General features: G+C 71.2%; 12 protein-coding genes. 8 read left to right on the forward strand and 4 right to left on the reverse strand.

Annotated elements, in window-relative coordinates; all coding sequences use genetic code 11:
- Position 1 precedes the first annotated feature (1 nt).
- From ACFYMM_RS18590 to ACFYMM_RS18615, 6 genes are all read left to right on the forward strand, one after another.
- The gene (locus ACFYMM_RS18590) at positions 2-1,045 is read left to right on the forward strand and encodes an NUDIX domain-containing protein (protein WP_388387687.1); all 1,044 of its coding nucleotides are present in this window, start codon (positions 2-4) and stop codon (positions 1,043-1,045) included.
- Between the two features lie 266 nt (positions 1,046-1,311).
- Complete coding sequence (locus tag ACFYMM_RS18595) at positions 1,312-3,132, forward strand: ABC transporter family substrate-binding protein (RefSeq protein ID WP_388387689.1); 1,821 nt, start codon at positions 1,312-1,314, stop codon at positions 3,130-3,132.
- Positions 3,133-3,217: 85 nt separating this feature from the next.
- The gene (locus ACFYMM_RS18600; RefSeq protein ID WP_388387691.1) at positions 3,218-4,204 is read left to right on the forward strand and encodes an ABC transporter permease; all 987 of its coding nucleotides are present in this window, start codon (positions 3,218-3,220) and stop codon (positions 4,202-4,204) included.
- Positions 4,197-5,117, forward strand: a complete 921-nt coding sequence (locus tag ACFYMM_RS18605) for an ABC transporter permease (RefSeq protein WP_388387694.1) — start codon at positions 4,197-4,199, stop codon at positions 5,115-5,117. Before ACFYMM_RS18600 ends, ACFYMM_RS18605 begins: the two co-directional genes overlap by 8 nt.
- Entirely contained in the window at positions 5,114-6,214 is a 1,101-nt protein-coding gene (locus ACFYMM_RS18610) for an ABC transporter ATP-binding protein (protein WP_388387696.1), read from the forward strand. The genes ACFYMM_RS18605 and ACFYMM_RS18610 overlap by 4 nt, the downstream gene beginning before the upstream one ends.
- On the forward strand, positions 6,211-7,281 hold the full coding sequence (locus tag ACFYMM_RS18615; protein WP_388387698.1) for an ABC transporter ATP-binding protein: 1,071 nt from the start codon (positions 6,211-6,213) through the stop codon (positions 7,279-7,281). The genes ACFYMM_RS18610 and ACFYMM_RS18615 overlap by 4 nt, the downstream gene beginning before the upstream one ends.
- Here ACFYMM_RS18615 and ACFYMM_RS18620 read toward each other — a convergent pair.
- The 3 genes from ACFYMM_RS18620 to ACFYMM_RS18630 form a co-directional block, all read right to left on the reverse strand.
- The gene (locus tag ACFYMM_RS18620) at positions 7,254-8,315 is read right to left on the reverse strand and encodes a protein kinase family protein (RefSeq protein ID WP_388387700.1); all 1,062 of its coding nucleotides are present in this window, start codon (positions 8,313-8,315) and stop codon (positions 7,254-7,256) included. The genes ACFYMM_RS18615 and ACFYMM_RS18620 overlap by 28 nt on opposite strands.
- A gap of 74 nt (positions 8,316-8,389) precedes the next feature.
- Positions 8,390-9,106: an MBL fold metallo-hydrolase gene (locus ACFYMM_RS18625; RefSeq protein WP_388387702.1), complete on the reverse strand. Its 717-nt coding sequence runs from the start codon at positions 9,104-9,106 to the stop codon at positions 8,390-8,392.
- A gap of 62 nt (positions 9,107-9,168) precedes the next feature.
- Complete coding sequence (locus tag ACFYMM_RS18630) at positions 9,169-10,524, reverse strand: dipeptidase (protein ID WP_388387704.1); 1,356 nt, start codon at positions 10,522-10,524, stop codon at positions 9,169-9,171.
- Positions 10,525-10,655: 131 nt separating this feature from the next.
- Here ACFYMM_RS18630 and ACFYMM_RS18635 point away from each other — a divergent pair, with 131 nt between their 5' ends.
- The gene (locus tag ACFYMM_RS18635; RefSeq protein ID WP_388387706.1) at positions 10,656-11,918 is read left to right on the forward strand and encodes a geranylgeranyl reductase family protein; all 1,263 of its coding nucleotides are present in this window, start codon (positions 10,656-10,658) and stop codon (positions 11,916-11,918) included.
- Here ACFYMM_RS18635 and ACFYMM_RS18640 read toward each other — a convergent pair.
- A complete protein-coding gene (locus tag ACFYMM_RS18640; RefSeq protein WP_388387708.1) occupies positions 11,902-12,369 on the reverse strand; it encodes a nitroreductase family deazaflavin-dependent oxidoreductase in 468 nt (155 codons plus the stop codon). The genes ACFYMM_RS18635 and ACFYMM_RS18640 overlap by 17 nt on opposite strands.
- Before the next feature lie 126 nt (positions 12,370-12,495).
- Between ACFYMM_RS18640 and ACFYMM_RS18645 the strand changes: the two genes are divergently transcribed.
- Positions 12,496-13,197 carry a TetR/AcrR family transcriptional regulator gene (locus tag ACFYMM_RS18645; protein WP_388387710.1) on the forward strand — a complete coding sequence of 234 codons (702 nt, stop codon included), beginning with the start codon at positions 12,496-12,498 and terminating at the stop codon, positions 13,195-13,197.
- Positions 13,198-13,289 lie beyond the last annotated feature (92 nt).

A 13,289-nucleotide genomic window follows, 5' to 3' on the forward strand; every position in this document is an offset into this window, starting at 1 on the left:
CGTGACCGTCGTCTGGATCAACGGCGCGTTCGGTGCGGGGAAGACAACCGCCGCACGGGAACTGATCGAACTGATCCCGAACAGCACGCTCTTCGACCCCGAGGTGATCGGCGGAGCACTCGCACACCTGCTCCCGGCCAAACACCTCGCCGAGGTCGGCGACTTCCAGGACCTGCCGATCTGGCGACGGCTAGTGATCGACACGGCGGCCGGGATGCTCGCCGAGCTGGGCGGGACCCTGGTGGTCCCCATGACCCTGCTGCGCCAGGAGTACCGCGACGAGATCTTCGGAGGCCTCGCCGCCCGCCGCATCACCGTTCGCCATCTGCTCCTCGCCCCGGCTGAAACGATCCTGCGAGAGCGAATAGCCGGGCGGGAGATCCCGCCGGACCTCACCGACGGCGAGATGCGGCAACGGCAGTGGGCGTACGACCACATCGAGCCGTACCGCACCGCCCTCGCATCCTGGCTCACCGCCGACGCCCACCTCGTCGACACCAGCGCCCTCACCCCGTACCAGACGGCCCGCCGCATCGCCGACGCCCTCGGCAGCGGTGCCGTACCCGCCCGCGACATCGTGCAGACCCCGGAGCCCACCGCCGAGACCCTCGCCGCCGGAGTGCTCCTCTTCGACGAGCGGGACCGGGTGCTGCTCGTCGATCCCACCTACAAGGCCGGCTGGGAGTTCCCCGGCGGTGTCGTCGAGCCCGGTGAGGCCCCCGCCCGGGCCGGCATGCGCGAGGTCGCCGAGGAGACCGGGATACGGCTCACGGAGGTGCCCAGGCTGCTGGTGGTCGACTGGGAGCAGCCCGCGCCCCCCGGCTACGGCGGACTGCGGCTCCTCTTCGACGGCGGACGGCTCGAGGCCGCCGAGGCCGGCCAAGTGCTGCTGCCCGGACCGGAGTTGCGCGACTGGCGCTTCGTCACCGAGCAGGAGGCCGCCGAGATGCTGCCGCCCGTGCGCTACGAGCGGCTGCGCTGGGCGCTACGGGCCCGCGAACGCGGCGCCGCCCTGTACCTCGAGGCCGGCGTTCCCCTCGGCTGACGGCCGGCGGCACCCGAGTGCGCGTCGAATCCCCGCCGACATAAGGGAGTTGGCGGGGATTCCGCCGTTCCGGTGCCGTGATCATCCGACTTTGCGCGGTGTGGGGGGTTCCTATGGGAAAGCGAGGGTGAATTGACGCCTTCCCGGTATGAACAAGAACCTGAAGAAGGTACAGAAGCGCTCTAACGTTCATGCGCAGCTCAGTTTCCTCGCGGCCGCGCCGGCCGCTGTGACAAGGCCGGACATCCGCCGGTCGAAGGAGGGACATGCGCGCTCGATCCTCGACCCTCACAAGGGGGCTCACGCTGGCCGCCGGGCTCACCCTGGCGCTCGCCGCCTGCAGCAGTGGCGGCGGCGGGGGCGGCTCCGGGAGCAAGGACACCTCGGCCGGTCTGACGTCCTGCTCCACCCAGGGCAAGGCCAACACCTGCAACTCGGGCACCACCAAGGCAGGCGGAACGTTTACCTACGTGCTGGAGAAGAACATCCAGCAGTGGAACGTCCAGGACACCAACGGCAACACCTTCGAGAACGCGGAGGCGCTGGAGGCGGTCCTGCCCCAGGTCTTCGTGCCCCAGCCGGACTTCTCGGTCTCCCTCAACACCGACCTGGTCACCTCGGCGACCCAGACGAGCGCCGGCCCGCAGACCCTCGTCTACAAGATCAACCCGAAGGCGGCCTGGAACGACGGCACGCCCATCAGCGCCGACGACTTCATCTACTACTGGCGCACGAACAACGGCAAGGACTGTCCGCCACCGCCCGCCAGCGACTCCACCCAGACCAAGGGCTGCCTGCCGCAGTCCACGGCCGGGTACGACCGCATCAAGTCGGTCACCGGCTCCGACGGCGGCAAGACCGTCACCGTCGTGATGAACAAGCCCTACTCCGACTGGAAGAGCCTGTTCGGCGGCGGCTACCCGCTGTACCCGGCCCATGTCGCCGAGAAGCTCTCCGGTGCCACGGCGGGCGACGCGGCGCACATGACGGGCGCCCAGATGACGCAGGGCTGGCAGTACTTCCAGAAGACGCCGCCCACCAAGTACGCGACGTCGGGCCCGTACAAGATGCAGGAGTGGGTCGACAACGACCACGCCACCTACGTCCCCGACCCCACGTGGTACGGCACGAAGAAGGCGACGCTGCAACGGCTGATCTTCAAGGTCATCACGGACGCCACCCAGGAGCCGACCGCGCTGCGCAACAACGAGGTGCAGGGCATCTACCCGCAGCCCGAGGTGGACCTGGTCAACCAGGTCAAGGACATCCCGGGCGTCACCTACAGCATCGGCAACGGCCTGACCTGGGAGCACTTCGACCTCAACCTGCACAACCCGGCGCTCGGCAAGTACACCGCGCTGCGCCAGGCGATGTTCACCGCGATCAGCATCAAGGACATCGTCGCCAAGACGGTCGGTCAGTTCGACCCGTCCGTGAAGCAGCTCGGCAACCACAACTTCGTGCCCGGCCAGCAGGGCTACCAGGACCTGGTCACCGCCACCGGGCAGGGCTCCGGTGACCTCGCCAAGGCGAAGAAGTACCTCACCGACGCCAAGTTCACCGGGGTCGGGACAGCGCTGAAGACCCCCGACGGCAAGGCCGTCGGCCCCTTCAACTGCCGGTACACCACCGGCAACCAGATCCGGCAGAGCGAGTGCCAGATCCTGCAGAGCGACCTGGCCAACCTCGGCATCAAGATCACCATCAAGCCGATCGGCGCGGCCGACCTCGGCACCGTCCTGGCCGGCCACCAGTACGACATCATCGTCTTCGCCTGGGTCGCCGCGCCCTTCCCGACCTCCGGCGCCCAGCAGAACTGGACCACCGGCGGTGGCGGCAACTACGGCGGCTACAGCAACAAGAAGGTCGACGCCCTGGTCGCCCAGTCCGTCGGCGAGACCGACGCGGCGAAGGCCGCCGACCTGCTCAACCAGGCGGACAAGCTCATGGTCGACGACGCCTACGTGCTGCCGCTCTACCAGAAGCCGACGTTCCTCGCCGTGCAGTCACGGTTCGTGAACATGCGCAACAACTCGACGAACGTGGGCCCGGCGTACAACACCGGCGAGTGGGGCCTGAAGAAGTAGCCCCACCGGCCGTCGCCACCCCCGTGCGCCCGGCCCCGGTTCTTCCGGGGCCGGGCCGCGGACCCACCTTCTGAGGGAAGACCGCATGCTCGCCTACACCGTGCGCCGCGTCCTCGTCTCCATCCCCGTCCTGATCGCCTCGACGTTCATCGTCTTCCTGGTCGTCGTCAACTCCGGTGACCCGGTCGCCAACTTCGCCACCTCCCGCCAGCCGGCCCCCAACAAGGCCGCCGTCGCCGCCTTCGCCCGGCACATCCACGCCGACCAGCCGGTCGTGGAGCGCTACTGGAACTGGATCACCGGAGTGCTGCACGGCGACTGGGGGCCGTCCGTACAGGCCAACCTGGACATCGGGCACGACCTGTTCACCCGCTTCCGGGTCACCGTCGTGCTGGTCGCCGCCGCGATGCTGATCGCCCTGGTGATGGCCGTGCTCTTCGGGGTGTTCAGCGCACTGCGCCAGTACAGCGCCGCCGACTACACCATCACCTTCCTCGGCTTCCTGTTCCTCGCCATGCCGGTGTTCTGGTTCGCCGTCCTGCTCAAGCAGGCGGGAATCTGGTTCAACGAGCAGACCGGCAGCCAGTTCCTCGGCACCATCGGCGAGAAGTCGCCGTACCTCGAAGTGGACACCACCTGGAACGAGTTCACCGACCGTGTCGGCCACCTCATACTGCCCACCATCACCCTGGCCCTGGTGTCCTTCGCCTCCTGGACCCGCTACACCCGCGCCTCGATGCTGGAGGTCATGGACAGCGACTACGTACGGCTGGCCCGCGCCAAGGGGCTGCGCCGCGGGCGGGTCATGGTCCGGCACGCCCTGCGCACCGCCCTCATCCCACTGGCGACCGTCACCGCCCTCGACGTGGCGATCATCCTGGGCGGCGCGGTGATCACGGAGACGATCTTCCAGTGGCACGGCATGGGCGAGATGCTCGTCCAGGCGGCGACCACCCTGGACGTCTACCGGACCATGGCCTGGCTGCTGCTCTCCGCCGTCGTCGTCATCGGCTTCAACCTGGTCGCCGACCTCCTGTACGCCGTACTCGACCCGAGGATCCGCTATGACTGACATCGAGGCACCCGGATCCGCCGGCACCCAACTCCCGCCTGCCGAGCACGAGTTCACGGTACGGCAGCGAAGCCAGACCCAGCTGGTGCTGCGCCGGTTCCTGCGCCACCGGGCCGCCATGATCAGCCTTGTCGTGTTCCTGCTGATCGTGCTGTGGGCGTTCATCGGCCCGCACCTGTGGCACTACTCGTACCAGAAGTACACCCCCGACAACTCCAAGCCGCCTTCACTCAAGCACCCGTTCGGCACCAACGCCTCCGGATACGACGCCTACGCGCAGGTCATGCGCGGCACCCAGACCTCGCTGCAGATCGCCATCCTGATCGCCCTCGGCTCCACGCTGGCCGGCGCCGTGTGGGGTGCCGTCGCCGGCTTCTACCGGGGCGTCGTGGACGCGGTGATGATGCGCATAGCCGACCTGGTGCTGACCCTGCCGCTGTTCGCGATCGCCCTGGTGATCTCCTCGCGCAGCGGCGGCTCCTGGTACTGGATCGCGATCGTCATCGCCGGACTGACCTGGGCGTACGTCTCCCGGGTGGTGCGCTCCACGGTGCTGTCGCTGCGCGAGAAGGAGTTCGTCGAGGCGGCGCGCGCCCTCGGTGCCTCGGACGCGCGGATCATCTTCCGCCACCTGCTGCCGAACGCCCTCGGCCCGATCATCGTCAACGCGACGATCCTGGTGGCCACCGGCATCCTCACCGAGACCGCCCTGTCCTTCCTCGGCTTCGGCGTCCAGCCGCCCGACACCTCGCTGGGATTGCTGGTCGCCCAGGCGCAGACCGCGGTGGACACCCGGCCCTGGCTCTTCTACATCCCCGGCGCGTTCATCATCGCCATCGCCCTCACCATCAACTTCATCGGCGACGGTCTGCGCGACGCCTTCGACCCCCGGCAGCAAAGGGTGCGACAGTGACGGTCATCGGCACAGGAGAGGACTCCGGGGCGATCCTGGAGGTGACCGACCTCGGGGTGGAGTTCCCGACCGAGGACGGGACCGTACGGGCCGTGCGCGGGGTCGGTTACCGGCTCGACCGGGGTGACTCGCTGGGCATCGTCGGCGAGTCCGGGTCCGGGAAGTCGGTCACCGCGCTCGCCGTGATGGGCCTGCTGCCCGGCTCGGCACGGGTGCGTGGCTCGGTGCGGTTCGAGGGCACGGAACTGCTCGGACTGTCCGACGCGCGGCTGTCGGAGATACGCGGCAGCGGCATCGCGATGATCTTCCAGGACCCGATGACCTCACTGAACCCGGTCTACTCGGTCGGCTACCAGATCACCGAGACCCTGCTGCGGCACAACCCGGACCTCAAGGCGCGCGCCGCCCGCGAGCGGGCCGTCGACCTGCTCGGCACGGTGGGCATCCCGAGCCCCGAGCGGCGGGTGGACAACTACCCGCACGAGATGTCCGGCGGGATGCGCCAGCGCGTCGTCATCGCCATCGCGATGGCGAACGACCCGGACGTGATCATCGCGGACGAGCCGACCACCGCGCTGGACGTCACCGTGCAGGCACAGATCCTGGAGGCGCTGGAGACCGCCCGGGCGGAGACCGGTGCCGCCCTCGTGCTGATCACCCACGACCTCGGGGTGGTCGCGGGCCACACCGACCGGGTCGCCGTCATGTACGCCGGCCGGATCGTGGAGACCGGCTCGGTCGAGGACATCTTCTACACCCCGCGCATGCCCTACACCCTGGGACTGCTCGGTTCCCTGCCCCGCCTCGACCGTGAGGAGGAACGGCTGACCCCGATCACCGGCTCCCCGCCGTCCCTGCTGAACCTGCCACCCGGCTGCCCCTTCGCGCCCCGTTGCCCGATGCGGCGGGGGGCCTGCGACAGCGCCGAGCCGCCGTTGCGCCGGGCCGGCTCGGGCACGCATCTCAGCGCCTGCCACTTCGCCGACGAACTCGTGGACACCGACGCCGGGGAGGTCTTCGACGCGGTCGGCGCCGACGCCGAGGCACTGGCCCGGTTCGCCGACACCGCCAAGAGCACCGAGGAGGACTCCGCATGAGCGCCCCCGCGCGGGTCGAAGGTTCGCTGCCCCCGCTGCCGGGACACGGTGGCACCGGCGAACCGGTCCTCCAGGTCCGGGATCTCGTCAAGCACTTCCCCGTCATGTCCCGGGGCGTCGTACGCCGCAGGGTGGGCGATGTGCACGCGGTGTGCGGGGTCTCCTTCGACCTGTACGAGAACGAGACGCTCGGTCTGGTCGGTGAGTCAGGCTCGGGCAAGACGACCATCTCCCGTACCGTCCTCAACCTGGAGCGCGCCACCTCGGGCCAGGTGCGCTACCAGGGACGCGAGCTGACTGAGCTGAGCAGACGTCAGATGCGGCCGCTGCGCAAGGAGTTGCAGATCGTCTTCCAGGACCCGTACGCCTCCCTGGATCCCCGGATCTCCGTCCACGAGATCGTCGCGGAACCGCTGCGCATCCACGGCCGCTACGGCGCCGGTGCGGCGGAGGAGGTGCGCGAGCTGCTGCGGCTGGTGGGCCTCAACCCCGAGCACGGCAACCGCTTCGCCCACGAGTTCTCCGGCGGTCAGCGCCAACGCATCGGCATCGCCAGGGCGTTGGCGCTGCGTCCCAAGGTGATCGTGCTGGACGAGCCGGTCTCCGCACTGGACGTGTCCATCCAGGCGGGGGTGCTCAACCTGCTGATGGACCTGCAGGCCCAGCTCGGGCTGTCCTTCCTGTTCGTGGCGCACGACCTGTCGGTGATGCGGCATGTGGCGGGCCGGGTCGCGGTGATGTACCTGGGCCGTCTGGTGGAGATCGCCCCGGCCAAGCAGCTGTTCGCCCGTCCCGCGCACCCCTACACCCAGGCGCTGGTCTCGGCGATCCCGCTGCCCGACCCGCGCAAGGAACGCGCCCGTACCCGCATCACCGTCCAGGGCGACGTCCCGAGCCCGGTCCGTCCGCCGAGCGGCTGCCGCTTCCGCACCCGCTGCCCCAAGTTCGCCGGCCAGCTCGGTGAGGCGGAACGTGCCGCCTGCGTGGACAAGGTGCCGGAGCTGGTCGACCGGGGCGGCGGCAACCCGGTCGCCTGTCACTACGCGGAGAGCGTGGAACTGCTGTAGAGGCGCTCCAGCTCCCGGTGCGGGAAGGGAGTCATCCTGCTCTCCCGCTCCACCTCCCGGCAGAACTCGCCCATGGTCACGGCGAGGGGCGCGTGCCGGGTCAGCAGTTCGGCGGCGGCCCGGGGCACCCCCTCGGGCCGCGCCCCGCCGGCCAGGGCCCGGACGAAGTCCGCGCGCTCCTCGCCGCGGTGCCCGTACAGGGCCGTCACCAGCCAGATCACCAGGAAGTAGGCGGTGTAGGCGCGGTCGTAGTGCCGGTGGCGGGCGAGGAAGTCCCGCTCCCCCTCGCCGAGCCGGAAGCGGGCGTCCAGGGCGAGCCCGAAGTCGGTGAGGTAGAGCCTGCGGCCGTCGGTGAGGATGTTGCGGAAGTGGGCGTCCAGGTGCAGGAGCCCCGCCTGGTCCAGGAACCCGGTCAGCTCGCCCAGCCCCTGGGCCACCCGTGCGCAGGCGGCGTCCGCGCGTTCCGTCCGCAGTTCGGCGTCGAACCAGTCGTGCAGGGTGCGCGGGACGTGCTCCAGGAACAGGGTGAGGCTCGCGGAGGCGGTCCGCAGCCCCTCGACGCGCTCGCGCACCGCGGCACCGCCGCCCCAGTACGCCACCACCCGCTCCACGTCGGCGAGTTCGTCCGGCAGGGGATGCGGGCCGTCGGGCAGCACCCGCCAGTGGTGCAGCAGCGGGAAGCCGGGGAACCGTCCGGTCAGTACCCAGCCGGTGGTCGTCGTGTGGGCGTCCAGTTCCCGCCAGGCGCCGTGTCCGGGGCCGCCGATCGCGCCGATCCCGTAGTGGCAGTACGGCGGCAGGCCGTAAAGGTCCGCAGTGGAACGCACGTTGTCCGGCAGCCGCTCCAGGTCGGTCAGCGGCACCCGCTTGACGAAGACCGGCCGGCCCCCGACGCTCAGCCGTACGGCCCGCCCGCCGATCCCGGCCCCCAGCGGCTCACCGGCCGCCACCAGCTCACCCAGCTCGCGGTCGCCCAGCGCACTCAGGAAGGCGGCGATCTCGGTGTGGGCGGCAAGCCTCTCGGCAAGGGTCATGCCCCCATGGTCGGCGCGACACGGCCGGCTGTCCGCCGCTTTGCGAAGCGGTGGAGGGGCGGACGTCGTGGTGGTCAGCGCGGTGGCGGGTGGTCGGCCGCCGCTTGGCGGAGTGCGGTGGAGGCCCGGGTCAGTACCGGGTCTCCGTGACCGAAACAGGCCACCTCCGTGTCGAGTGCGGCCAGGCGGCGCAGGGTGGCGAGGGTGCGGGTCCGGTCCAGGTTGAAGACGCCCGGGATCACCGTCCCGGTGTCCGGTGCCGCGGCCACCGCGTCGCCGGTGAACAGCACGCCGTGGGCCGGGAGGTGAAGGGCGATGCTGCCGTCCGTGTGCCCGGGGGCGTGCACGACCCGTGCCCCGCCGCCGAAGTCGAGGAGGTCGCCGCCCGACACCTCGGTGACCCGGTCCGGGCGCAGCGGTTCGCCCGGGGGCAGACGAGCGGCCGCCTCGGCGTGGAGCGGCAGCTCCCAGTCCTCGAACACCGGCGGCGGGCCGGGGAGTTCGCCGCGCACGAACGGGGCGTCGAGGCGGTGCGCCAGCACCTCGGCGCCGCTCAGCGCGGCGAACTCGCCCGCCCCGCCGGCGTGGTCCTCGTGGAAGTGGGTGAGCACGATCCGCCGTACCTCCCCGGGAGCCCGCCCCAGCCCGGTGATCGCCTCGGCGATCCGCCGGCCGGAGCCGATCGTCCCGGCGTCGACCAGGGTCAGCTCGTCGGCGTCCCGCCATGCATAAGCCTGCCCCACCGGGAAGCGCAGCAGGTGCAGGCGGGGGAGCAGCTCGACGACGTCCATGCGCCGACCGTAGGCGGGGCCCCCGCCCGCGGGCGAGGGCCTTCTGCCCTGGGCAGAGCGGTTCAGCCGGCCGCGTAGTTGCGCAGGAACAGGGCCTCCGCGACCGAGAGCCGTTCCAGTTCCTCGGGGGAGACGCTCTCGTCGACCGCGTGGATCTGCGCCTCCGGCTCGCTCAGGCCGATGAGCAGGATCTCGGCGCGCGGGTACAGACCGGCGAGGGTGTTGCACAGCGGGATGGAGCCGCCCTGGCCGGTGTACTGCATCGTCTCGCCGGGGTACGCCACCGCCATCGCGTCGGCCATCGCCTGGTACGCCGGGCTGGACGGGTCGGCGCGGAACGGCTGGCCCTGGCCGATCTGTTCGGTGTGCACCACGGCGCCCCACGGCGTGTGCGCCTCCACATGGGCCTGGAGGAGCTTGGCCGCCTGTGCCGCGTCCACGCCCGGCGGCACCCGCAGACTGATCAGCGCGCGGGCACTGGACTGCACGGACGGGGTGGCGCCCGCCACCGGCGGGCAGTCGATGCCGAGGACGGTGACGGCGGGGCGGGCCCAGATGCGGTCGGCGACCGTGCCGGAACCGATCAGCCCGACGCCGTCGAGGACCTTCGCGTCCTCGCGGAACTGCTCCTCGCCGTACTCCAGTCCCTCCCACCGCGCGTCGGCGGCGAGACCGTCCACGGTCGTCGAGCCGTCCTCGGCGCGCAGCGAGTCCAGGACCCGGATCAGCGCGGCCAGCGCGTCCGGGGCGGCGCCGCCGAACTGACCCGAGTGCAGGTTACCGGCCAGGGTGTCGACCTGGACGCGGACCAGGGTCATGCCCCGCAGGGTGGTGGTCACGGTGGGCAGGCCGACCCGGAAGTTCCCGGCGTCGCCGATGACGATCGCGTCCGCCTCCAGCAGTGCGGGGTGCTGCTCGGCGTACCGCTCGAGGCCGCCCGTGCCCTGTTCCTCCGACCCCTCGGCGATCACCTTGACGTGCACCGGCACGCCGCCGTCGGCCTTCAGGGCACGCAGCGCGAGCAGGTGCATGATGACGCCGCCCTTGCAGTCGGCGCTGCCGCGCCCGTACCAGCGGCCGTCCCGCTCGGTCAGCTCGAACGGCGGGCTGGTCCAGCCGGCCTCGTCCAGCGGCGGCTGTACGTCGTAGTGCGCGTACAGCAGGACCGTTTTTGCGCCCTCCGGGCCCGGCAGGTAGCCGTACACGGACTGGGTGCCGTCCGGGGTGTCCAGCAGGGCCACGTCCGTGAAGCCCTCGGTCCGCAGCGCCTCGGCGATCCAGCTCGCGGCCCCCTCGCTCTCGCTGCGGGGGAACAGGTCGAAGTCCGCCACCGACCTGAAGGCGACCAGCTCGGTCAGCTCCGCCCTCGCTTTCGGCATGAGCGAGGCGACGGTCTCGGCGACCGGATTCGACGACATGGGCACGCTCCTCGTGGGTGCGACGTTGAACTGCTGAGTACACCGATCCTCCCACAGCGGCCTGCGGCGACGGCCGCCGTAGGATGCGGAGGACAGGTGCGGCAACGGCTTGATCGGAGCGGTAGACCATCGTGAGCGGCGAGAACTCTTCGGCGGACGACGTGCAGCGGGTGTGGGACGTCGTCGTGGTGGGCGCGGGACCCGCGGGGGCCTCGGCCGCCTACGCGGCGGCGGTCGCGGGACGGCGCGTGCTCCTGCTGGAGAAGGCCGAGCTGCCGCGCTACAAGACGTGCGGCGGCGGCATCATCGGCCCCTCCCGCGACGCGCTGCCCCCCGGCTTCGACCTGCCGTTCCAGGACCGGGTGCACGCGGTCACCTTCTCCCACAACGGCCGGTTCGCCCGGACCCGTCGCTCCAGGCAGATGCTGTTCGGGCTGATCAACCGGCCCGAGTTCGACCAGCAGCTGGTCGAGCACGCGCAGAAGGCGGGCGCCGAGCTGCGCACGGGCGTGACCGTGCAGCGGGTCGAGCAGCACGGCTCGGCGGTCCCCGACCGGCGGACGGTTGCGGTCGTCCTGCAGGGCGGGGAGACCGTGCTGGCCCGGGCGGTGGTCGGCGCGGACGGCAGCGCCAGCCGGATAGGGGCGCACGTCGGGGTGAAACTGGACCAGGTCGACCTCGGTCTGGAGGCGGAGATCCCGGTGCCGGAGACGGTCGCCGAGGACTGGAAGGGGCGGGTCCTCATCGACTGGGGCCCGATGCCCGGCAGTTACGGCTGGGTCTTCCCCAAGGGCGGCACCCTGACGGTAGGGGTGATCTCGGCGCGGGGCGAGGGCGCGGCGACCAAGCGGTATCTGGAGGACTTCGTCGCCCGGCTGGGCCTGGCCGGTTTCGAGCCGGTCATCTCCTCCGGGCACCTGACCCGCTGCCGGGCCGACGACTCGCCCCTGTCGCGCGGCCGGGTGCTGGTCTGCGGTGACGCGGCGGGACTGCTGGAGCCGTGGACCCGCGAGGGCATCTCCTTCGCGCTGCGTTCGGGACGGCTCGCGGGGGAGTGGGCGGTCAGGATCGCCGAGGCGCACGACGCCGTGGACACCCGGCGCCAGGCGCTGAACTACGCGTTCGCGGTCAAGGCGGGGCTCGGCGTCGAGATGAGCGTCGGCAAGCGGATGCTGACCCTGTTCGAACGCCGTCCCGGCCTCTTCCACGCGGCCCTGACCGGCTTCCGGCCCGCCTGGAACGCGTTCCGGGACATCACCCGCGGCTCCACGTCCCTGGGCGAACTCGTCAGGACCCACCCGCTCGCCCAGCGCGCCCTGAACGCGCTCGACCGGGGGCAGGCCGCCCCGGCGGAGGAGGCCGCCACCCCGGATCCGGTCACTTCCCGACAGTGATCCGGAAGACCGGGTGGTCGGGGGCGGACGCCAGGATCTCCGCGTCGGAGGACTGCGCGGTGACGCCCTGGAAGAACTGGTTCACCTGCCACCCCCACCGCTCCAGGTAGGTCCGCAGCACCGCCAGCTTCTCCTCGTCGGCAAGCTCCACCGCCGTGAACTCCCGTACCTTGCGCCCGACCCGCAGCTCCCCGCGGCCGGCGGCGCGCATGTTGCGCACCCACTGCGAGTGGCCCCGGGCGGAGACCAGGTACTGCTCGCCCTCGTACGTGTGCGGGTTCACCGGGATCCGCTGCGGCTGCCCGCTGGTCCGGCCCCGCACGGACAGCTCCGCCGATCCGGCGAGGCTCACCCCGTGCCGGGCCAGCCAGCCGATGGCGCTGTTCATGCGGACCTGGAACGCGCTGCCCTTGAAGTAGTACGGCGACGGCGACGGCGATGACGACGACATGGGGACCCCCACGGATTGGGAGAGCGGTGCTCTCGCTTGACTCCAGTGTGGACGAGACAGGTGCTCCATTGCAAGAGCGGTGCTCTCTTTTGTGTGCGGTGCTCTATTCCATGGCACACTGACGGCATGACCACCGCACAGGGCGTCCGCGCGAGAGCCAGGAAAGAAGTCACCGCGGCCATCAAGGACGCGGCCCGCAGACAGCTCGCGGCGGACGGCGCCGCCAAGCTGTCCCTGCGGGCCATCGCCCGTGAACTGGGCATGGTCTCCTCCGCGCTGTACCGCTACTTCCCCAGCCGCGACGAACTGCTGACCGACCTCATCATCGACGCCTACAACTCCCTGGGCGAGGCGGCGGAGGCCGCGCGCGACGCGGCGGCCGACGACCCGCCCGTACGGCGGTGGACCACCGTCTGCGAGGCGGTACGCCGCTGGGCCCTCGCCCATCCGCACGAGTACGCGCTGATCTACGGCACCCCGGTGCCCGGGTACTCGGCGCCCGAGACGACGGTCCCGGCGGCCGCCCGGGTCGGCCTCGTCCTCATCGGCATCGTCCGCGACGCCCACCGCGGCTCCGGCCTCGCCGACCTGCCCCTGCCCGACGAACTGCGCCCCGAGGCCGAGCGCATGGCCGCGGAACTCGTTCCCGACCTCGCCCCCGATCTGCCTCCCGCCGTGCTGGCCGCGCTGGTGGCCGCCTGGGCCCAGCTGTTCGGACTGGTGGGATTCGAGCTGTTCGGCCAGTTCCACCGAGTGGTGGAGGACCGCGAGACCTTCTTCCGGCACGCCTCGGCCCGCCTCGCCGAGAGTGTGGGGCTCCGCCCCTGAGATCGGTGTGCCGACGCCGGCGCCGCCGTACTCCCGGGGGAGTACGCGTGATCACCACGCCGGGCGGACGCCCCGCGGGCGCGCTCCGTCTA

It is taken from the genome of Streptomyces sp. NPDC006739 (assembly GCF_042869815.1).
GTDB lineage: Bacteria > Actinomycetota > Actinomycetes > Streptomycetales > Streptomycetaceae > Streptomyces.